Annotated in this window: 14 protein-coding genes and 2 pseudogenes; 7 read left to right on the plus strand and 9 right to left on the minus strand. The window is 69.8% G+C overall.

Annotated elements, in window-relative coordinates:
• The first annotated feature begins 156 nt into the window (after nt 1-156).
• Nucleotides 157-984, plus strand: a complete 828-nt coding sequence (locus ACH4VO_RS20670) for a DUF4190 domain-containing protein (protein WP_360987263.1) — start codon at nt 157-159, stop codon at nt 982-984.
• Nucleotides 985-1,194: 210 nt separating this feature from the next.
• On the opposite strand, the gene ACH4VO_RS20675 is transcribed toward ACH4VO_RS20670, so the two are convergent.
• Together ACH4VO_RS20675 and ACH4VO_RS20680 are read right to left on the minus strand one after the other, a co-directional pair.
• The gene (locus tag ACH4VO_RS20675; RefSeq protein WP_360987261.1) at nt 1,195-1,530 is read right to left on the minus strand and encodes a hypothetical protein; all 336 of its coding nucleotides are present in this window, start codon (nt 1,528-1,530) and stop codon (nt 1,195-1,197) included.
• Between the two features lie 65 nt (nt 1,531-1,595).
• Nucleotides 1,596-1,847, minus strand: a pseudogene (locus ACH4VO_RS20680) (HNH endonuclease family protein); the annotation flags it as partial.
• Nucleotides 1,848-1,933: 86 nt separating this feature from the next.
• Here ACH4VO_RS20680 and ACH4VO_RS20685 point away from each other — a divergent pair.
• The 4 genes from ACH4VO_RS20685 (at nt 1,934) to ACH4VO_RS20700 (ending at nt 7,856) form a co-directional block, all read left to right on the plus strand.
• Nucleotides 1,934-3,418: a tyrosine-type recombinase/integrase gene (locus ACH4VO_RS20685; RefSeq protein WP_360987259.1), complete on the plus strand. Its 1,485-nt coding sequence runs from the start codon at nt 1,934-1,936 to the stop codon at nt 3,416-3,418.
• A gap of 74 nt (nt 3,419-3,492) precedes the next feature.
• Complete coding sequence (locus ACH4VO_RS20690) at nt 3,493-5,220, plus strand: hypothetical protein (protein ID WP_360987257.1); 1,728 nt, start codon at nt 3,493-3,495, stop codon at nt 5,218-5,220.
• A gap of 261 nt (nt 5,221-5,481) precedes the next feature.
• Nucleotides 5,482-7,347: a hypothetical protein gene (locus ACH4VO_RS20695; RefSeq protein WP_360987255.1), complete on the plus strand. Its 1,866-nt coding sequence runs from the start codon at nt 5,482-5,484 to the stop codon at nt 7,345-7,347.
• Nucleotides 7,344-7,856, plus strand: coding sequence for a hypothetical protein (locus ACH4VO_RS20700; protein WP_360987253.1), 513 nt, complete (start codon nt 7,344-7,346; stop codon nt 7,854-7,856). The genes ACH4VO_RS20695 and ACH4VO_RS20700 overlap by 4 nt, the downstream gene beginning before the upstream one ends.
• A 34-nt stretch (nt 7,857-7,890) precedes the next feature.
• Here the strand turns inward: ACH4VO_RS20700 and ACH4VO_RS20705 are convergent, their stop codons facing one another.
• The 4 genes and pseudogenes from ACH4VO_RS20705 to mfd all read right to left on the minus strand — a co-directional run bounded on the left by ACH4VO_RS20705 (nt 7,891) and on the right by mfd (nt 14,151).
• Nucleotides 7,891-9,018, minus strand: coding sequence for a DUF6183 family protein (locus tag ACH4VO_RS20705; protein ID WP_360987251.1), 1,128 nt, complete (start codon nt 9,016-9,018; stop codon nt 7,891-7,893).
• 66 nt (nt 9,019-9,084) lie between these two features.
• Nucleotides 9,085-9,729 (minus strand): HNH endonuclease family protein, encoded by a 645-nt coding sequence (locus ACH4VO_RS20710; RefSeq protein ID WP_360987249.1) that lies wholly within the window; start codon nt 9,727-9,729, stop codon nt 9,085-9,087.
• Nucleotides 9,730-9,906: 177 nt separating this feature from the next.
• Nucleotides 9,907-10,380, minus strand: a pseudogene (locus tag ACH4VO_RS20715) (HNH endonuclease family protein); the annotation flags it as partial.
• Nucleotides 10,381-10,620: 240 nt separating this feature from the next.
• On the minus strand, nt 10,621-14,151 hold the full coding sequence (gene mfd / locus ACH4VO_RS20720; protein WP_360987247.1) for a transcription-repair coupling factor: 3,531 nt from the start codon (nt 14,149-14,151) through the stop codon (nt 10,621-10,623).
• Nucleotides 14,152-14,336: 185 nt separating this feature from the next.
• Between mfd and ACH4VO_RS20725 the strand changes: the two genes are divergently transcribed.
• Together ACH4VO_RS20725 and ACH4VO_RS20730 are read left to right on the plus strand one after the other, a co-directional pair.
• On the plus strand, nt 14,337-14,579 hold the full coding sequence (locus ACH4VO_RS20725) for a type II toxin-antitoxin system prevent-host-death family antitoxin (protein ID WP_360987245.1): 243 nt from the start codon (nt 14,337-14,339) through the stop codon (nt 14,577-14,579).
• Nucleotides 14,579-14,953, plus strand: coding sequence for a type II toxin-antitoxin system VapC family toxin (locus ACH4VO_RS20730; protein ID WP_360987243.1), 375 nt, complete (start codon nt 14,579-14,581; stop codon nt 14,951-14,953). The genes ACH4VO_RS20725 and ACH4VO_RS20730 overlap by 1 nt, the downstream gene beginning before the upstream one ends.
• A 90-nt stretch (nt 14,954-15,043) precedes the next feature.
• Here the strand turns inward: ACH4VO_RS20730 and ACH4VO_RS20735 are convergent, their stop codons facing one another.
• From ACH4VO_RS20735 to ACH4VO_RS20745, 3 genes are all read right to left on the minus strand, one after another.
• The gene (locus ACH4VO_RS20735) at nt 15,044-17,626 is read right to left on the minus strand and encodes an FtsX-like permease family protein (RefSeq protein ID WP_360987241.1); all 2,583 of its coding nucleotides are present in this window, start codon (nt 17,624-17,626) and stop codon (nt 15,044-15,046) included.
• Nucleotides 17,623-18,411 (minus strand): ABC transporter ATP-binding protein, encoded by a 789-nt coding sequence (locus tag ACH4VO_RS20740; RefSeq protein ID WP_360987239.1) that lies wholly within the window; start codon nt 18,409-18,411, stop codon nt 17,623-17,625. The genes ACH4VO_RS20735 and ACH4VO_RS20740 overlap by 4 nt, the downstream gene beginning before the upstream one ends.
• A gap of 712 nt (nt 18,412-19,123) precedes the next feature.
• Complete coding sequence (locus tag ACH4VO_RS20745) at nt 19,124-19,798, minus strand: helix-turn-helix transcriptional regulator (protein ID WP_360987237.1); 675 nt, start codon at nt 19,796-19,798, stop codon at nt 19,124-19,126.
• Nucleotides 19,799-19,921 lie beyond the last annotated feature (123 nt).

Raw genomic sequence — 19,921 nt, forward strand, 5'->3', positions numbered from 1 at the left:
ACTGACGGAGGCCGCTCCGGTTCACAGCCAAGCATGCCACTTTCCGCGTGAACTGTGTTGACTCGATTCACAGGCTCTGGTCTTATTGACTCGTCGCCGCAACAGGTGGCGTACAGAACCGCTCACACTCCCCGTTCTTCGCCGAAGGGCACAGCCATGTCCCAGTTCTCGCAGCCGCCGCAGCCCCAGCAGCCCTACGCCCCCGCCCAGGTGCCGGGCGAACGCCCCGCCCGCAACGGCCTCGGCATCGCCGCCCTCGTCCTCGGCATCATCGGCGCCGTCTCCGGGCTGATCCCGCTGCTCTTCTGGCTGGCCGGCGTCCTCGGCGTCATCGCCCTCGTCCTGGGTCTGGCCGGACGCGGCCGGGCGAAGCGCGGCGAGGCGACCAACAAGGGCGTGGCCACCTTCGGCGCCGTCCTGGGCCTGGTCTCGCTGGTCCTCGCGGTGGTCGGCGTGGTCATCACGTTCAAGGCCGTGGACGACGCGGTGGACGAGATCAACAAGTCCGTGTCGGGCAGTTCGGCCTCGGCGAAGCCGGGCGACGCGGACGGCACGGCGAAGGACGGCGCGAAGGGCGGGGACGCCCCCAAGGACGAAGCCCTGGAGGAGGGTGACTCGGCCGTGTACGACGACGGCCTGGAGGTCACCGTCAACGCCCCCGCCCCCTACACGCCGGACGAGTTCGCGGCCGGGCACACCAAGGGCAACACCGCCTACCTGGTCTCGGTGGTCATCGAGAACAAGGGCAAGGAGAAGTTCGACGCGACGCTCGTCACGCTGGAGGCGCGTGCTGGCAAGGGCGGCGTGGACGCGGAGCAGATCTTCGACGGCAAGGTCGGGGAAGGTTTCACCGGCACTGTCCTGCCGGGCAGGAAGATCACCGCCGAGTACGCCTTCGACGCTCCGGCCGACGCCGGGAACCTGACCGTGGAGGTCGGCCCGGGCTTCGACTGGGACGCCAGCCAGTGGGAGCTGAAGCTCTGACAGGCCGAAGGACGAGGACCGCTTCCGGATCGGCCCGGGAGCCCGCCGTGGCACCCGGCCCGCCCACCAGGGCGGCCTGGAGGCCACGGCCCCGTCCGTTCGTCCCCACGACGCCATGTGCTGTTCCCCCACCTGACCCGTGGGGTCTTCGGCCGGGGCAGGCCGGATCGGGCCGGGGGCGGAACGGTGCCGGAACCTGCGGGACCGCCCTCAGGTGCGGGCGAGAAGCACGCCCGTCGGCAGAAGGGTCAGAAGCACGCCGCCGGCCCGGTACAAGCGCGGGGCCAGGGCGGCCCTGCGCCGCAGCGGCTCGTTGACCAGCCACCGGACGATCCCGAACGCCGCCACCACCGGCACGACGATGACCAGCCAGAGCAGCATGCCGTCGTTCTCCGTCGGTTCCCGGACGGTCCAGCCGGCGTCCGCGAGCGGGCCGTTCGACAGGAAATACCACACCAGCCACAGGGGAACGACGCCCGGCACCCCGAGCAGCACGTTCACGACCACGGCCGTCAGCCGCCACGTCCACACGCGCCCCGTGTTCACGCGGCCGCCGCAGCACACTCCCCGGCCACGCACCGCCGACCGGGCGGCGGACACTCCGGCATCGCTCAACGGGCGGGTGAGTCGGTCGGGTTGCCGCCCGTAGGGAGCTTCTGACGGGGGCAGCCGGACAGCACCTCCGTCATCGCGTCCCGTTCGGCGGCGGTCACCCACAGCCCGTACTTCCTCTTGACCGCGACCTGCCCCGCCACGTACGCGCAGCGGTAGCCCTTGTTGGGCGGCAGCCACGTCGCGGTGTCCCCGTCGCCCTTGCGGCGGTTGGTGGACGAGTCGGCGGCCACCAGATTGAGCGGGTCGTTTATGTCGGCACCCGTAACTGTCTCATCGATCTCCCCGTTATGTGCGCGTACTGCTTGTCTCACACGGGGAGGGTGGCTTGCACGTGATGGAGTCAGAAGAAGCGGACGCCTGTTCCGGGGCACCAGTACTACTGCACCGGACGGCGCTCGGGGCGCCACCCATCGACCCACTTCCCTTCGACGGGGACGCGGTCCTTCGGCGAGCCGGCGCCGACGAGGGCAGACCCTTCATCCTCGGACCGGACGGCGGCTACGACCACCACCTGAACCGCTTCCTGCGCGACCTGGAGCACTGGGGCGTGCGATCGGAGAACAGCCGCACCGCCTACAGCACCGACGTCATGCTCTACTGCCGCTTCCTCCACGAGTCCCGGGGCGGCAAATCCATCTGGGAGACGGACGGTGCCGACCTCCGCGCCTACAAGGCCGTACGACTGCACGGCGATGGACCGGGCAGCATCTCGGTGGCGACCTGGAACCGTTCCATCGCCGCACTCGACAAGTGGGTGCAGTGGTCGCTGTACGAGGAGTTGTTGTCGGCCGCGCCGTTCCGGTACGTCGACAAGACCGTGGTGTCGCCGCAGGGACCGAAGCGCGTACGGGTCAACGCGGACGCCGAGCCCGAGGTACCCAGGCAGCCGATTCGGTTCCTATCGCACGAGGACTTCATGCTCTGGCGGGATGTCGGACTGCGCGGGCTGTTGCCGGACGGCTCCCCGGATGTCAGGTGGCGCGGGCGCAACAGCGAACGCAACGCTCTCTTCGCCGATCTCCTGGTCTGTACCGGCATGCGGCTGGGCGAGGCTGCGAGCCTGCTGACGACGGAACTGCCTCCGGTGACCGGCAGGCGCCTGATCGGCGACATCACCGTCTCGGCGGCCGTGGCCAAGCGCGGCAAGGCACGCACGGTGTACGTCCGCCCCCGGGTGGCCCGCGACCTGCACCACTACGTCGGCATGGAGCGTGACGAGCTGGTGCAGCGGCGGCGCGTCCGAGGCGTGTACGAAGCGGCTGCGGAGCGGCTACCAGTCCGCCAGGCGAGCCGACACGCGCTGGTGATCGAGAACGGAACGAGCTGGTCGTACTCGCGCATCGGTGCGGCGGACCGGGCACGACTCGTCCAGGTCGACGGCCGAGGAAGCACGGTCGGCCCTCTGTGTCTGTGGCTCGGTGAGAACGGTATGCCGCTACGGAGGAGTACCTGGCAGTCGGTCTTCCAGCGGGCAAACGGTCGGTGCGCGGCGTTCGGGCTCGACTTCAACGTCCACCCGCACACCCTGCGGCACACGTTCGCGGTGCACATGCTCGGCCTCCTGCTGCGACAGACTGTCCGGGCCCTCGGCATGCGCGAGGACCGCCGGTTCACCCACGCGGAAGTGAAACGCCTGCTCATCGGCAACCCTCTGCGCAAGCTCCAGCTCCTCCTCGGCCACCGCCACGAGGCGACTGTCTACACGTACCTCGACGTGCTGGACGAGGCCCAGGAAATCGTGCTCGCGGCGCTCGGCGACTGGGACGGACAGGCCGCCGCCTTCGAGCGGATCCACTCGGACGCGGAGGAGGATCGGTGAGCCCGCGCCGCGTTCGCTTCCCTGGCTCTGTCGAGTCCCCTGCCGCGGCCGAGCCGGTGCCGACGATCGGGCCCGTGATCTTCACTGTGGATCTCAACGGGAGTCCCGAAAGCATCGACCTGTCAGGGCTCCCGTGCCCACGTCTCACCCGAGCCCTGGCCGCCGCTCTCGCTGAAGTCGTCAGCGCTCCCGGCACCCTGCGTGACCGCAGTGGCGTCCGCTACGTCGTCAAACGCATCCGGGAGTTCGTCGAGTTCACAGCCGCTGCCCTCCCGAACTCCGCCGCCGACCTGCGTCTGAGCGACCTGGAGCCCGATCTCCTGGACGCGTTCGAGACACGGCTGATCGCTCAGTACGGAGAGACGAGCAAGGAGCCGTACCTCACCATGACGTACCTCGTGCGGCTGCTGAAGCTGGTGCATGAGGCGCACCCCGACGCCTTCGGGGCCGCCTTTCACGCCCGTCTGGGCTTCACGTCGACGTCGGCCCATCGGGCGTCGGAGCCGCTCGACGCGTATCCGTTCCCGGTGCTCGACGCGTTGGAGGCCGCCGCCCGGGACGACGTCGCCCGTATCCGCAACCGGATCCTGGAGGGCGAGAAGCTGGCGGCCGCGGGCCGTGACCCGCGCCAGCACGGATGGGACCGGCTGGAGAACATCCTCTGGTACATCGCCAACCAAGGCCCGCTGACCCCCGATGACGCCTCGTACAAGATCCTGCGCTCCTGGGGTGGAAGAGAGGAACTCAACGGTCGTCTCCACCTCACCGCAAGAGACCTGGTGCCTTTCCTGCTTCTGCTCGCCTGCCAGACGGGCATGGAACCCGAGTGCCTCCGACAGCTCCGCTCCGACTGTCTGGCGAGTCCGGCACGCGGCTACGTCAGCATTGCCTACGTCAAGAAGCGCGCCCCGGGTTCCACGCACAAGACAGTCAGGGTCACCGATGGCGGCTCGCTGCGCTTCCCCGGCGGCGTGATCCGGCTGGCCCTGCGTCTGACGAAACGCGCCCGTGAGCTGTTCGACAGCGACGCACTGTGGTGCGACATCGGTCGTCACGGGCAGGTCCGGGCATCCTTCGACGGTCCGCAGGGTTCGGCCGTGAGCCGGCAGTGGATGTCCGGGCATGGGCTCGACCGCCTCACCGACCGCGACGGCGGGCCGGTCGCCCTGGACCTGCGGCGGGTACGCAAGACCGTCAAGTCCCGTCAGTATCTGCGGGCTGGCGGGGTCCTTGAGGACTTCGCCTCCGGCCATACCCGGCCGGTCGCCGCGAAGCACTACGCGGACATCGGCGCGCACGAGGAGACCCACGAGCAGGCAGTGGAGGCGGGACTTGAACAGGCGCTCGGCGCGGCGCTTTCACCACCTGTAGTGCTGTCGGACGACGGCGCACGGCTTGACGACGGCCAGGCCGCACTGACCGCGCTGGAGATCGAGTCAGCCCTCTCCAGCGAGCAGGACGTATGGCTCGCCTCCTGCCGCAACTTCTTCGCCTCGCCGTTCGCGCGCAAGGCCGGGGCGGCCTGCCCTGTCCCGGTCTGGGGTTGCCTGGAGTGCCCGAACGCGGTGTTCACCAGCCGCCACCTGCCGAGTCTGCTGTCCTTCCTGGACTTTCTGGAGCGACAACGTGAGGAGTATTCCGCCGCCGAGTGGACCGCGCGGTTCGGTCTTGCGTGGGACCGTGTCGTCCACGGTGTTCGAGCCCGCTTCAGCACGCCCCAGATCGCCACGGCGCAGGCCATCGCCGAGGCCGACGGCGATCGCCTGCTGCTGCCCCCGTCGTTCCTGGAGGTCATCGCATGACTGCCGCCCCCAAGCCGCAGGCTGATGATCACGACCTGTCCTCGGCCGCGGAGTACGTGCTCCCGGAGCGGCTCACGCGGGGGCTGCCGAGCCGGGGTCCGCTTCTGTACGAGGACGTCTGGGATCTGCGGTGCGTGCTGCCCCGCACCTGGCGGACGTGGCGGCTCGACTTCACGCAGATCGGCGATCCGGTGACACGGCGCACGGCGAAGGAGTACGTCGCCTCCCGCCTCCATCGGGGCTCCCTGGGCCTCGGCCCCCATGAAGGCCACGGCAGCAGCCGCAGAGCTACGCGTCTTCATCGCCGTGATGAAGGGTCTGCGAGAGGTGGGCGCCCCTCGGTTGTCCACCGTTGGCCGCACGCACCTGGACGCCGTGCTGACGAGGTGGAAGCCCAGCCCGGACAACGCCGTCCGCAACGTCACGCTGCTCAAGCACCTGGCGGCCCACGGGCCGTTCCTGTCCCAAGACCGGCTGAACGTCCTGCCCTGGAACGGCCGCAGCGCCTACGCCGTCGTCGGCGCGCGGCGGATCAAGGGAGAGAACGCCACCCCACGCATCCCCGAGGAGGTCCTCGCTCCGCTGCTGCGAGCAGCGGTCTTCTACGTGGAGAAGGCCAGCGGCGACATCCTCACCGCCTGCGGGGAGATCGCCGCGCTCGAAGCAGCACGCAAGGGCCAGAACCGCGGCCACGGCCAGGCACGCGAACGGGTTCTGGCCTTCATCGCCGCACGCCGCGCGGCCGGTCGGGGTATCCCCGCGCTCCCTCGCGAGACCGCGCACACCGTGCCCGACGCCATCACCGTCGACGGCGTGCCGCAGAGCCCCAACCACAGCCTCATCTCCCTTCTGACCGGCTGCGGCAACGCCGCACATCTGCGACCGCTGATGTGTCAGGCCGGCGAGGAAATCGGCTACGAGGAAGGCGGCCTGGACACTCCGATGTCCGAGTGGCCGACCACCTACATGCCTTGGCGCCCACGACTCAGCCCCTTCACTCTGGCGAACGAGCTGTCCTTCCTGCGAACGGCGTGCTGGATCACCATCGCCTATCTGTCGGGGATGCGGGACGTGGAAGTTCGTGAGCTGGACCGCGACTGCGCCACTATCGAGACCGGTGCCGACGGTCGGCCCCGATACAAACTCCGCGGGCGGGTCTACAAGGGGAAGGACCGCAAGCTCAGCGGGGATGAAGCCGAGTGGATAGTCCTCGACGTCGTGCACCGGGCCGTCGCCGTTCTCAGGGAGATCAACGACGACCCCGGCCATCTTTTCGGCTACGACGGCGGTGGCCGCAACGGGTACGTGCTCCTCAGCAACATGCCCCGGCGCATCAGAGCCTTCCGCGACCACCTCAACGAGCTCTTCAGCGCGGCGGATGAGCTCTACATCCCGCTGCCGACGACGGACGAGCGCTCCCCGGCGGTGGAGGACGAGGTCGAGGAAGACGCGCCGGCGCCCACGACGCTTCCCTGGGCCTTCGACACCAGGCAGTTCCGACGCACCCTCGCCTGGCACATCGCACACCAGCCCTTCGGCGTGGTCGCGGGTGCCCGCCAGTACAAGCACGCCGCGATCACCATGTTCGAGGGATACGCGGGAACCTCCGCCTCCGGCTTCGCCGACGAGGTCGCCATCGAGGAGGCCGTCGCCAAACTCGACTACGTCGAGGACCTCTACCATGACTGGAACGAGGGCGGCCACTCCGCGGGTGGCGCCGCCCACCGCATCGAGGCCGAGTTCGACCGCATCCGCGCCGAACTCGGCGACCTGCCAGGTGTGGTGGCCAGCCCCTCCCGGCTGAGAACGCTGCTGCACCACCTGACGAAGACCCTGCACCCAGGCGTGCTGAACGACTGCTTCTACCAGGCGGAGACGGCTGTGTGTCGCAAGCGAGCCAAGCCGCTGGGACGCCCCGTCCCCATGCTCGACATGTGCATGCCCTGTCCCAACTCACGCCGTTCAGCCGTCCACGTGCCCCGCCTGGAGCGGGCGCATGACATGGCCGAGTCCGAACTGGGCGAGGCCACCGGCCTCCGACGGCTTCAGCAACTGGCCATCACCGAGCACCTGGCCACGCTCACCCGCCTGATCGCCGAAATCAACCACGAGGGCGCCCGACGATGACCGATTCCACGAACGACACCCTCCTGACCGTCCGCACGGCCTTCGCTCGCCTGACGCGGGAGAACCCCGGGCTGACCGAAATCGACCACAAGATCATGCACGCCTTCGAGCAGCTCATGCTCGGCCGCCCCGAGATCACCGACGGCCGCACGTCGGCAGTGAACATCTGCGCCGAAGCCGGCGTCTCCCGAGCCTCGTACTACCGCTCTCCCGTCGCCGCGGTGATCAAGGGGATTCTCGATTCTCTCGAGGCCAGACGGCCGGAGTCCGACGAGCTCAGGCAGGAGATCACACGCCTGAAACAGTCCGAGCGGGAACTCCGGAAGGAGAAGGCGGGTGAGATCAGGGAACTGCGTGCCACCGTCGCGGCGTACGCGAACCAGATCCAGGCCCTGGCCCTCAGGAACGTGGAGCTGGAGGCAGACACGCGGCGGCTTCAAGCTCAGCTCGACGGAGGCCGGACAGACGTGGTCAAACAACTGAGGCGATCGCAGGAACCGGCCATGTGAAAGCCTCAGTCGCGAGCGACACGCAGGACCGTGCTCAGTCGGTGTCCGTCGCGGCCAGCACCGCCAGCCGCCGGCCTTCTGGAGAGGCCGAGGCAAGGCCGATATCCCAGGCCACGCGCTCGAACCACTTGGTCTCGGCGTCGAAGGCGTACCAGGCACACTCCCGTACACGTGCCCCGACCGTCTCAGCAGGAGCACCCTCCGCGGCCCCGGCCAGGCCGGCCAGGGACTGCCACGCGGCCAGTCGGCCGTATGCGCCACGAGCACCGGAGTTGTAGGCCCCTCCCGAGGAGGCGGCTGCGAAGATCACTCGCCATACCTGGCCCGGCGGACAGGCCACGATCGAGAAGGCGGTCTTCCTCCCCGCACCCTTCAGGCACTGCAGCCCCAGTGCCAGCAACGCGCTCGGTACCGATTCGGCGTCCAGAGGAGCTGCCAGACCGAAGATTCGTGCCTCGATCCGGCCGTTCGATTCCTCTGCCCAGTTCGCCACGGCCGCGCTGATGCCCTCGGCAGCGGCTGGGGTCGTCGTCTCCTCGACTGGCGGCACGTGCGCCCCGCGTTCGACCACCACGCGACCGTTCTCCGACGGGCCGTACGGCATCGAGTGGCTGCTGCCCCGGGTGCTGTAGCTCGGCAGATCCGGCTGTCCCTCTATGTCCGACAGCGCCAACGGGAGCCAACCCAGAGGATGGTGTTTCCAGTGCGGCGATGTCGCCCACCCTGCGATCCCCGGCGTCTCCGTGACTGCGACGCCCCTGAGTACGAGCTCATGGACCAGGCAGGCACGCAGTTCCTCGGAGGCGTTGTCGGTGAACGTCTCGGTGAGTTCCTCTGCCGGGTGGCTGGAGGCCAGCAAGGATGCCGTGTAGTGGTCCAGCTTCCTGTGGGCGGCTTCCGCCGAGGAGACCAGCCGCAGCGCCTGCCTCACGTTCCCGGGGCCGGGATTGGTGGCCAGCAGCCGGAGCAGGTGGTCGAAGACGCTCCCGTACTGCCAGATCGGTCTGGGCTCGGAGCCGTACGCCCCGGCGAGCGCGATGCCGAGGTCCGCGACGAAGGCGGCGTCCCCTTGCGCCAGGCGCCGGTCGGCCACCTTCCAGACGTCGGTGACACTCTTCAAGCCCGGCAGTTCCGTCACGATCTTCTGTATGCGATCAGCCACGGCAACGGAGCTTAGGCGTCCCACAGCGCGGAAGCGACGGCTTTTCCCCAGGTCATCGGGCTCCTCTCAGTCCCCACACTGCTTGAGCATCATGTCCTTGTCCGGGGCCGTCACTGGGAGCTCATACTTCTCCGCGACCTGAGCGAACCTCACCGCGTACGAGCAGCGGACCGCCTTGTTCGGCGGCAGCCAGGATGCCGGCCCCGAGTCCCGCTTGGCGGAGTTCGTGGAGCCCGAGACCGGCAAGAGGTTCAGCACGTCGTTGGCCAGCTGCCGCCGCTTCTCCTTGCTCCAGCGCGCGGCGCCCATCTGCCAGGCGTACGACAGCGGCACCACGTGGTCTATCTGCACCTCGGTGGCCTTGGCCTTCTTCCAGGCGATGTCCTTGCCGGTGTACGGGTCGTACAGGTCCATCGACACGACAATGCAGTCGGAACCGGTACGGAACTCAATGTTCTGACCGTGGAGTTTCAGCAGATCGTTTCGTGTGTCACAGCCGTTTCGCGACAGCGGCACCCCGTCCGCCGTGTCCATCCACGCGTAGCCGAACTCGTCCCGGTCGTAACCCGTCTTCGGCCCTCTCCCCTTGGTGGTCACCTTGGAGATCAGCGCCCGCGCTGTCGCCTCGTCCTTCTCTGCCGAGATCGGGGCCAGCCCTGGTTTGGTTCCGTCAGGATCGACCAAGGGACTCGTCCCGTACCTGGCGGACATGCCGCCGCCTGATGAACCGCTCTCGCCGGAGAGCTCCCCCGTACAGCCTGCCAGGACCGCCCCGACAACCAGTACAACGCCGGCATGCAGCACGCCGCTCGTGAGACACCGCCTGGACACTCGGCCACCCCGCCCCTGAGACACATCACCGTGAGACATCTATGCCGCCAACATAAGGTCGTTCGCGAAAGCCCGGCGTTTGCCGTCGCTCCACTGCTGGGCGCCCTTCTGCCACGCGTCGGACAGGGCGACGAGGTGGTCTATGTCCACCTTGCTGCGCCCGCGTGCGAACGTGATGCGCGTCCCCGTGTACGGGTCGGGGTCCAGGACGCCGCTGAGCACCTTGCAGCCGTCGGCCGCACGGGAGACGTCGTCGAGCTGGTCGGCGAGTATGTCGTCGCGGGTCCCGCACCCGTTGTGGTCGGTGTCCGCCCAGGCGGACCCGAACTCGTCCCGGTCGTAACCGGTCTTCGGCGCCCGGCCCTTCACCGTCAGGGTGGTGACGGCCTGGGCCGCCGAGCCTGCCGGTGTCGGCGAGGACTCCAGGGGATTGCCCACCCCCTCACACGCGGTCAGGCCGAACGCGCTCGTCAGCGCCAGTGTCAGTACGGGGAGCAGGCGGGGGCGGGGACTTGCGGCGGGAGGCGTCACAGTGGACCAGGTTAGGCCCCGGGGAAATCGGCCGGGAAGAGGGAGCATCCGCCGGGCCGGGAGCCGGCCGGGAAGAGGGAGCATCCGCCGGGCGGGGAAGACGGGCATCAGCCGAACCGGCCGCGACGGCGGGCGGCCGGCAGCGCCGGACCGTCACCCCGTGCGGCGGTGGCCGGCCTGGCGGCTCCCGGCCGCCCGGGGCGTGAGCCCTCAGGGCGGCCGGGCCGCCGCCGCCCCGCCCTACGAGCCCAGGATCGTCGTGAGGAACTCCCCGGTCCAGGAAAGCAGTTCGCGTCCCACCACCGGCTTGCCGCCGATCCGCCCGGCCGTCGGACGCGGGACGAGGATCTGGTGGGCGGACTGCTTCACGACCGCCTTCGGGTGCAGCCGCTTCAGCCGCAGCTCCTGCGACTCGCGCAACTCCACCGGAGCGAAACGGATGTTCGGCCCCTGGAGCACGACCTCACCCACGCCGCAGGCCCGCGCCAGCATCCGCAGTCCCGCCACCAGCAGGAGGTTCTCCACCGGCTCGGGCAGCTTGCCGTAACGGTCGGTGAGCTCCTCCCGCACGGCTCTGATGTCATCCTCCGAGTTGGCGGAGGCGATCGCACGGTACGCCTGGAGGCGCAGCCGCTCGCCCGGGGCGTAGTCGTGCGGAACGTGGGCGTCCACCGGAAGCTCGATCTTGACCTCCAGCGGCGGCTCCTCCTCGACACCGCCGTCCACCGCCGCCCGGTAGTCGGCCACCGCCTCACCGACCATCCGGATGTACAGGTCGAAGCCGACCCCGGCGATGTGGCCGGACTGCTCGCCGCCCAGCAGGTTTCCCGCCCCGCGGATCTCCAGGTCCTTCATCGCCACGTACATGCCCGCGCCCATCTCCGTGTGCTGGGCGATCGTCGCCAGGCGCTCGTGCGCGGTCTCCGTGAGGGGCTTCTCCGGCGGGTACAGGAAGTAGGAGTACCCGCGGTCCCGGCCACGGCCGACCCGGCCGCGCAACTGGTGCAGCTGGGAGAGGCCGAAGTTGTCGCCGCGCTCCACGATGAGCGTGTTGGCGTTGGAGATGTCGATGCCGGACTCGACGATCGTGGTGGAGACCAGCACGTCGAACCTCTTCTCCCAGAAGTCGACGACGACCTGCTCCAGCTGGCTCTCCCCCATCTGCCCGTGCGCGGTGGCGATCCGTGCCTCGGGCACGATCTCGCGCAGCCGCGCCGCCGCCCGGTCGATGGACTCCACCCGGTTGTGGATGTAGAACACCTGGCCCTCACGCAGGAGTTCACGCCGGACGGCCGCGCCGATCTGCTTCTCCTCGTACGGGCCGACGAAGGTGAGGACGGGGTGGCGCTCCTCCGGGGGTGTCGTGATCGTCGACATCTCGCGGATGCCGGTCACGGCCATCTCGAGCGTGCGGGGGATCGGCGTCGCGGACATGGTGAGGACGTCCACGTTGGCGCGGAGCTTCTTGAGCTGTTCCTTGTGCTCGACGCCGAAGCGCTGCTCCTCGTCGACGATGACGAGGCCCAGGTCCTTGAACTTCGTCTCCGACGAGAACAGCCGGTGCGTGCCGATCACCAGGTCGACGGAGCCGTCGCGCAGCCCCTCCAGCGTCGCCTTGGACTCCGTGTCCGACTGGAAGCGGCTCAGCGCCCGTACGTTGACGGGGAACTGGGCGTACCGCTCGGTGAACGTGCCGTAGTGCTGCTGGACGAGGAGCGTCGTCGGGACGAGGACGGCGACCTGCTTGCCGTCCTGGACGGCCTTGAAGGCCGCGCGCACCGCGATCTCCGTCTTGCCGTAACCGACGTCGCCGCAGATCAGCCGGTCCATCGGGACGGACTTCTCCATGTCCTCCTTGACCTCGGCGATCGTGGAGAGCTGGTCGGGCGTCTCCGCGTACGGGAACGCGTCCTCCAGCTCACGCTGCCACGGGGTGTCCGGGCCGAAGGCGTGGCCCGGGGCCGCCATCCGCGCCGAGTACAGCTTGATCAGGTCGGCCGCGATCTCCTTGACGGCCTTCTTGGCGCGCTGCTTCGTCTTCGTCCAGTCGGCGCCGCCCAGCCGGTGCAGCGTGGGTGCCTCGCCGCCGACGTACTTGGTGACCTGCTCCAGCTGGTCGGTGGGGATGTAGAGGCGGTCGCCGGGCTGGCCGCGCTTGGCGGGGGCGTACTCGACGAGGAGGTACTCGCGGGTCGCGCCCTGGACGGTGCGCTGCACCATCTCGATGTACCGGCCCACGCCGTGCTGCTCGTGAACGATGTAGTCGCCCGCCTGGAGGGTCAGCGGGTCGATGGACTTGCGGCGGCGGGCCGGCATGCGGCCCAGGTCCTTGGTGGCCGTGCGCTGGCCGGTCAGGTCCGTCTCGGTCAGCACGGCGAGCTTGAGGCCCGGGTCGACGAAGCCGTGCTCCACGGCCCCGCACGAGACGTGGACGAGCGAGGGCGTGAGCTCCGCCACGTGCTGGTCCAGCCGAGCCGGGATGCCCTCGCCGCCGAGCACCTCGACGGTGCGCGAGGCGGGCCCCTGCCCCTCGGTGACGTACACCGTGCGCCATCCGTCGGCCAGCCAGCCCTTCGTGTCGGCGAGCGCCCGGGCGGTGTCGCCCCGGTACGCCTGCGAGGCACGCATCCCGAGCTTCACGGTGTCCTCGTCGAGCTCGTCGTCCGCGGCGAACGGGGAGACCGACCACCACATCATGCCCAGCTCACGGGCCCGGTCCCGGACGTCCGCGATGCCCCACAGGGAGGCCGCTCCCACGTCGATCGGGGCCTCGCCGCCGCCCGCGGTGGCCGCCCAGGACGCCTGGAGGAACTCCTGGCTGGTGGCGACGAGGTCGGCCGCCCGGGTCCGGACCCGCTCCGGGTCGCAGACCAGCGTCATCGACCCCGCCGGCAGGACGTCGAGCAGCAGTTCCATCTCGTCCACGAGGACCGGGGCCAGGGACTCCATGCCCTCGACGGCGATCCCCTCGGCGATCCTGCCGAGCAGTTCGCCCAGCTCGGGGTGGGCCTCGGCCAGGGCGGCGGCCCTCGACCGCACCTCGTCGGTGAGGAGCAGCTCACGGCAGGGCGGTGCCCACAGTCCGTGGGCGGCCACCTCCAGGGACCGCTGGTCGGCGATCTTGAAGTAGCGGATCTCCTCGACGTCGTCGCCCCAGAACTCCACCCGGAGGGGGTGCTCCTCGGTCGGCGGGAAGACGTCCAGGATGCCGCCGCGCACGGCGAACTCGCCGCGCTTCTCGACCAGCTCCACCCGCGCGTACGCGGCTGCCGCGAGGGCATCCACGACCTCGCCCAGATCGGCGGTCTGCCCGCTGCTCAGCGCCACGGGTTCCAGGTCGCCGAGCCCCTTGACCTGCGGCTGGAGCACCGATCGGATCGGCGCGACCACCACGGAGACCGGGCCGGTCTCGGGGTCGTCCTGCCGGGGGTGCGCGAGCCGGCGCAGCACGGCGAGCCGCCGGCCCACGGTGTCCGAGCGGGGTGAGAGCCGCTCGTGGGGCAGCGTCTCCCAGGAGGGGAACTCCGCGACGGTGTCGGGGGGCAGCAGGGTCCGCAGCGCCGCCGCCAGGTCCTCGGCCTCGCGGCCGGTGGCGGTGACGGCGAGCACGGTCCGCCCGGCCTCGCGGGCCAGGGCGGCCACCGCGAAGGGGCGGGCGGCGGGCGGGCCGACCAGGTCGACGTGGGCCCGGTGACCGTCCGAGGCGGCCTTCACCGCTCCGGAGAGCGCCGGGTCGGTGACGACCACATCCAGCAGACCGTGCAGGCTCATGAAGGGATTCCGTCCGGTGTGGCGAGGTGTGAGCAACGCGAAGGACCCGACACGTGGGACGGGCCGGGGGCTCCAGCGTACGACGCCGGTGTGTCACCCGCGCGAGGGAACGCCATGGCGCGCGCCGACGCGGCGGACTAGCCTTAGTCCATTACTTAGCCCGATCGTCATCCTGTGAGGCGTCCATGGAAGCAGCCCGGCAGTACAACGTGCACGAGGCCAAGACCCACTTCTCGCGGATACTGCAGCAGGTCGAGACCGGTGAGGAGGTCGTGATCAGCAGAGCCGGCGAGCCCATCGCCAAGGTCGTGCCGCTGCACGCGAAGGTTCGGCGGACCGGCCGGGGATCACTCCGAGGGCAGATCCACATCCCCGACGACTTCGACGAGTTGCCCGACGACATCGCCGAAGCGTTCGGGATGCGCTGATGCGTCTTCTGGTCGACACCCATATCGCCCTGTGGTGGCTCGAGGACTCCCCGGAGCTCGTCGACGAGGTCAAGCACCTGATCGATACGGAGCCCACGGTGTACCTGAGCGCCGCCACACCGTGGGAAATCGCCATCAAGCAGTCTGCCGGGAAACTGGGCGGGCCTGCGGACCTGGCAGAGCGGGTCCGCGACTGTCAGCTGACGCCTCTCCCCATCACAGCCGAACACGGCGTACGCGCCGGACAGCTCCCCCCGCTCCACCGGGACCCCTTCGACCGCATCATCGTCGCCCAGGCGCAGACGGAGGACCTGACCGTCGTCACGCGGGACAAGTGGATCCCCCAGTACGAGGTGCGGGTCCTGTCCGCCTGACGGCGACCGGGCCGGGACGCGGTGCGGCCCCGGGGCGTCTGGAGGAACGCCCCGGGGCCGGATCAGTCCGTCATGCTGCGGCGCGCGCCGTCACCCGTCGGTGGCGATGGCGTTCAGGACGTTCATCCGGCCGGCCCGGAAGGCCGGTACCAGCGCGGCGAACAGTCCGACGAAGGCCGAGGCGACGAACACCGTGAGGATCGTCGGCCACGGGATCTCCAGGACGCCGAGCCCCTCCAGGGCGAGCAGCTTCTGGGCCGAGGTCCCCCAGCCCATGCCCAGTCCGAGGCCGAGCAGGGCGCCGAACAGGGCGATGACGACGGACTCCAGCCGGATCATGCGGCGCAGCTGGCGGCGGGAGAGGCCTATCGCCCGCATCAGGCCGATCTCGCGGGTCCGCTCGACGACCGACAGGGCGAGGGTGTTCACGACGCCCAGCACCGCGACGATGATCGCCAGGGCGAGCAGCCCGTACACGATGTTCAGCAGCTGGCCGACCTGGTCCTTCAGGTCCTGCTTGAAGTCGGCCTGGTTCTGCACCTTGTACTGGGGGTACTCGGCCAGCGCGCCCTTGAGGGCGGCGTACGCCTCCTTCTCCTTGCCGTCCTGCGCCGAGGCGAACATGATCGTGTCCGTCGGCATGCGCTCGTCGGAGACATACGCCTGCGCGGTCGTGGTGTTGAGGTACATGGCCCCCTGGTCGACGTTCGTGTCGTCCGAGGTGATCGCGGCGACCCTCAACGCGGCCGTCCTGCCGGCCTTGAAGGCGACGGTGAGCTCGTCGCCGACCTCGATCCCATGCAGGGTGGCGTAGTCCGAGCCGACCGACATGGAGTCCTTGCCGTACGCCTTCGCCAGGTCACCGGAGACCGTCTCGCGGCGCAGGTCCTGGGGGTACGTCGGGTCGGCGGCGGTGACGTGCTCGTCCACCGTCGAACCGTCGGGATTGGTGAGCTTCGCGGCGAGGACCTTGTAGTGCGTGACGTGCTCGACGCCCGGCACCTTCTCCATGGCCTCGGCGGCCTGCGGCACGATGAGCTGGCCGGTGGACGACTGGACGATGAAGTCGGTGCCGACCGACCTGTCCAGCTCCTCGGTGGCGGAGGCGACCATGGAGGAGCCGACGACCGAGAGGCAGGCCACCAGGGCCAGGCCGATCATCAGTGCGGCGCCGGTCGCTCCGGTACGCCGGGGATTGCGCAGGGCGTTGCGCTCGGCCAGCCGGCCGACCGGGCCGAAGAACCGCAGCAGGACCGCGCTGAGCGCCCGCACCACCACACCGGCCAGCAGCGGGCCGATGACGACGAAACCGATCAGGGTGAGGACCACGCCCAGGGCCAGGAGGAGCGAGCCGTCGGCCGCCTCGTCCGCCTGCGTCGTCGCCCACAGGGCCGCGGCGCCGCCGGCGGTGAGGACCAGTCCGAGCCCGGCACGCACCCGGCCCGACGTCGCGTCCGCCGGGGTTCCGGCGTCCCGCAGGGCGGCCATCGGCGAGACCTTGCCGGCCCGGCGGGCCGGGACGTAGGCGGCGAGGACGGTCACGACCACGCCGAGCGCCAGCCCGACCACGGGGGTCGTCCACGCGATGGTGAGGTCCTCGACGGACAGTTCCATGCCCAGGGAGCCCATGAGCTTCATCAGCCCGACGGCGAGGCCGATGCCCGCGCCGACGCCGAGGACGGACCCGACGATGCCGAGGAGTACCGCTTCGACCAGCACCGACCGGTTGACCTGCTTGCGACTGGAGCCGATGGCCCGCATCAGGCCGATCTCGCGGGTGCGCTGGGCGACGAGCATCGAGAACGTGTTGACGATGAGGAAGATGCCGACGAGGAAGGCGATCCCGGCGAAGCCGAGCATCGCGTACTTCATGACGTCGAGGAAGGAGCCCATGGAGTCCTTGTTGGACGCCGCGGCCTCGTCCTGGGTCTGGAGCTTGTACGCGGCTCCGCCGCCCAGGGCCGTGGCGACGTTCTTCTTCAGCAGGGCGTCGCCGACGCCGTTGTCGGCCGTGACCGAGATGTGGCTGAAGACGCCGGGGGCACCGAGCAGCTTCCGCTGTGCGGTGGCGGTGTCGAAGAAGACGACGGCCGCACCGGGGTTGGTCACGGTGAAGGCGGCGATGCCGCTGATCTTCGCCCGGATGTCACCCGTGACGGTGATGGTGCGCAGCTCGTCACCGAGCTTCAGGTGGTGCTTCTCAGCGGTGTCGGCGTCGATCACGACCTCGGTCGGACCACGCGGGGCGTGGCCGGAGGCGATCTCCATGGAACGCAGGTCGTTGCGCGTCCAGTTGCCGGCGATCGTGGGGGCCCCGGTCTCGGAGCCCATGTTCGTGTCGTGGCTGTCGACGACCGTGACGGACATGCTGGAGACGCCGCCCTCGGCCGACTTCACGCCGTCGGCCTTCTCGACCAGGGCGACGGTGGAGGCGGGCAGCGCTTCGGGCCTGCCGTTCTCCGGCATGTCGTCGGCGCGGCCCGCCGCCTTGGGACTGACGGTCACATCGGCCGACGAGGCCGCGAACAGCTTGTCGAACGTGGTGTTCATCGTGTCGGTGAAGACGAGTGTGCCGCAGACGAACGCCACCGACAGGAGGACCGCGACGGCGGAGAGCGCCATCCGTCCCTTGTGCGCGAGGAAGTTGCGCAGGGAGGTCTTCCAGACGGTCATGACGTCCGCCCGCGTGCGTCGAAGTCCTTCATCCGGTCCAGGACCTGGTCGGCCGTGGGGTTGTGCATCTCGTCGACGATGGAGCCGTCCGCGAGGTACAGCACCCGGTCCGCGTAGGAGGCGGCCACCGGGTCGTGGGTGACCATGACGATGGTCTGGCCCAGTTCGTCGACGGACTTGCGCAGGAAGGACAGCACTTCGGCACCGGCCCGCGAGTCGAGGTTTCCGGTGGGCTCGTCGCCGAAGATGATGTCGGGCCGGGCGGCGAGTGCCCTGGCCACCGCGACGCGCTGCTGCTGGCCGCCGGACAGCTGGGTGGGCCGGTGCTTCAGCCGCTCGGCGAGGCCGACGGTCTCCACGACCTGGTGCAGCCAGCCCGCGTCGGGCTTACGGCCCGCGATGTCCATGGGCAGGGTGATGTTCTCCAGCGCGTTGAGCGTCGGGAGCAGGTTGAACGCCTGGAAGATGAAGCCGATCCGGTCCCGGCGCAGCTGCGTGAGCTTCTTGTCCTTGAGCTTCGTGATCTCGGTGTCGGCGAGGTGGATCTCGCCCGAGGTCACGGTGTCCAGCCCGGCCAGGCAGTGCATCAGCGTCGACTTGCCGGAGCCGGACGGGCCCATGATCGCCGTGAACTGCCCGCGGTCGATGTCCACATCGACGTGGTCGAGCGCGACGACCCGGGTCTCCCCGGCGCCGTACGCCTTGACGACCTGGCGCGCTCGCGCGGCGACGGCCGTACGCCCTCCAGTGCCCCCGTGCCTGGGAATGGTTACAGCCGTTGTCACGGTAAGTCTCCTATGTCGGCGGATGCGCGGACGTCTCTGCGTACGGTCCGAGTCTCGTGTGCGGGAGGGGGCCGGCGCGCTGGTGCGCAGCGCAGTCTTCAGGTGGGGTTTCCCCCACCCCGGCCGCTGTGGTCTGCCCGCGTCCGGTCTGCGATCGCGGTGTAAGAACACGATAAGGAGCGACCCCGGCACCCCACGTCCTCCGGCGGGAGGAACGGCCCCTGGGCGGAATGACGGAGCTCCCCCTAGGGGAACGGGCTCCGGGGATGAGCCCTGGGTAGGGGTCTCACCGCGGCGGCCTCCTCCCGCCGGGCCGCGCACGGTGAGAGGCGGACCCGCGGAAAATGCCTGCATGGGGAAGGGAACCCGGTGGGCGGCGTGAGCGGCGGACGCGGTCTCGCACGCCCTGGAGGACCCGGTCGCGCTGTCCGCCACCGCGCCGGGCCCTCTGCGGGGAGCGGTCGACCGGGCCGGTCGACCACGTCTTCGTGGGTGCGGCGGAAGCGGCCGTGCTCACGTTGCCGGTGCTCGTACGCGCGGCGCCACGCCGCTTCCCGATCCTGGAGGGACACGGGAGCACCCCGGGCCAGCCGGGGACCTAGCGCCCGAGGACTGACCGCACGCCTCCGGGCCGCACGCCTCCGTCGCCGGGATGCCGGCGGGCGCCGCCCCACCGGCCGAGGACCCGTTCGCCCCGAGGCGCGGGCGACGACTACTCCGGCAGGTGGGCCCAGAAGTGGTCGACGATCTCCTCGACGTAGCGCCGCCCGTCCTCGCCGGAAGCGGTGCTGCCACCGGCCCGGCTGAGTGTGGCGGCCATGAGGGCCTGGTACTCGTGGTACATGGCGTCCAGCGGCTCGTGCAGTTCCTTGCGGTCCATGGAGATGAGCTTGGCGATGGCGCGGACGTGCGCCTGCCACCGGGTGGAGACGGCTTCGGTGAGCAGACGGGCGAGTTCGTCCTCCAGCCCGGTGATGGCGATGAAGTCGCGCGGGGGCAGGCTGAGCAGAGCGCCGAGTTTCGCGGACTGCCGCTTGTCCCCGGCCCACCGGCCGGTCTCCTCCATCCGGACGTAGACGTCCAGAGGCAGGCCCGTACCGCGTGCGACGTCCTCGGGGGCGATCCCCCGGGCGATGCGGTGCTCGCGCAACGTCCTCGGGCGACCCATGAGTTCGCGGGGATGGCACCACAGCGCGCCGGCCAGGGCGGCGAGTTCGACCGAGTCGGGCATGGCGGTGCCGCGTTCCCAGGCAGCCACGTGCTCGGGCGTGACGTGAGCCGTCCCGAAGGAGGACCGCATGCCGTAGGCGACGTGGCCGTGGGTCATCCCGAGCTTTTCGCGCAGGGCCTGGGCGGCGCGCGCGTTGAAGGGAAGTGGAGGGTGCACGCACAGAACGTAAGGGGAGCGTCACGGGGAAATCCATGGCCGCTGTCCTCTGCATCACGGTTTGGCGCAATAGATCACCGGCGATTCCAGAGGATTCGACAAACACCGCTGAGCCATTAACTC

It is taken from the genome of Streptomyces sp. NPDC020780, from assembly GCF_044334475.1.
Classification (GTDB): domain Bacteria; phylum Actinomycetota; class Actinomycetes; order Streptomycetales; family Streptomycetaceae; genus Streptomyces.

Coding starts and splice junctions, on each gene's coding strand:
- ACH4VO_RS20670 (WP_360987263.1), top strand. CDS start 157: ATGTCCCAGTTCTCGCAGCCGCCGCAGCCCCAGCAGCCCTACGCCCCC.
- ACH4VO_RS20685 (WP_360987259.1), top strand. CDS start 1,934: ATGGAGTCAGAAGAAGCGGACGCCTGTTCCGGGGCACCAGTACTACTG.
- ACH4VO_RS20695 (WP_360987255.1), top strand. CDS start 5,482: ATGAAGGCCACGGCAGCAGCCGCAGAGCTACGCGTCTTCATCGCCGTG.
- ACH4VO_RS20700 (WP_360987253.1), top strand. CDS start 7,344: ATGACCGATTCCACGAACGACACCCTCCTGACCGTCCGCACGGCCTTC.
- ACH4VO_RS20710 (WP_360987249.1), bottom strand. CDS start 9,729: ATGTCCGCCAGGTACGGGACGAGTCCCTTGGTCGATCCTGACGGAACC.
- mfd (WP_360987247.1), bottom strand. CDS start 14,151: ATGAGCCTGCACGGTCTGCTGGATGTGGTCGTCACCGACCCGGCGCTC.
- ACH4VO_RS20725 (WP_360987245.1), top strand. CDS start 14,337: ATGGAAGCAGCCCGGCAGTACAACGTGCACGAGGCCAAGACCCACTTC.
- ACH4VO_RS20730 (WP_360987243.1), top strand. CDS start 14,579: ATGCGTCTTCTGGTCGACACCCATATCGCCCTGTGGTGGCTCGAGGAC.
- ACH4VO_RS20735 (WP_360987241.1), bottom strand. CDS start 17,626: ATGACCGTCTGGAAGACCTCCCTGCGCAACTTCCTCGCGCACAAGGGA.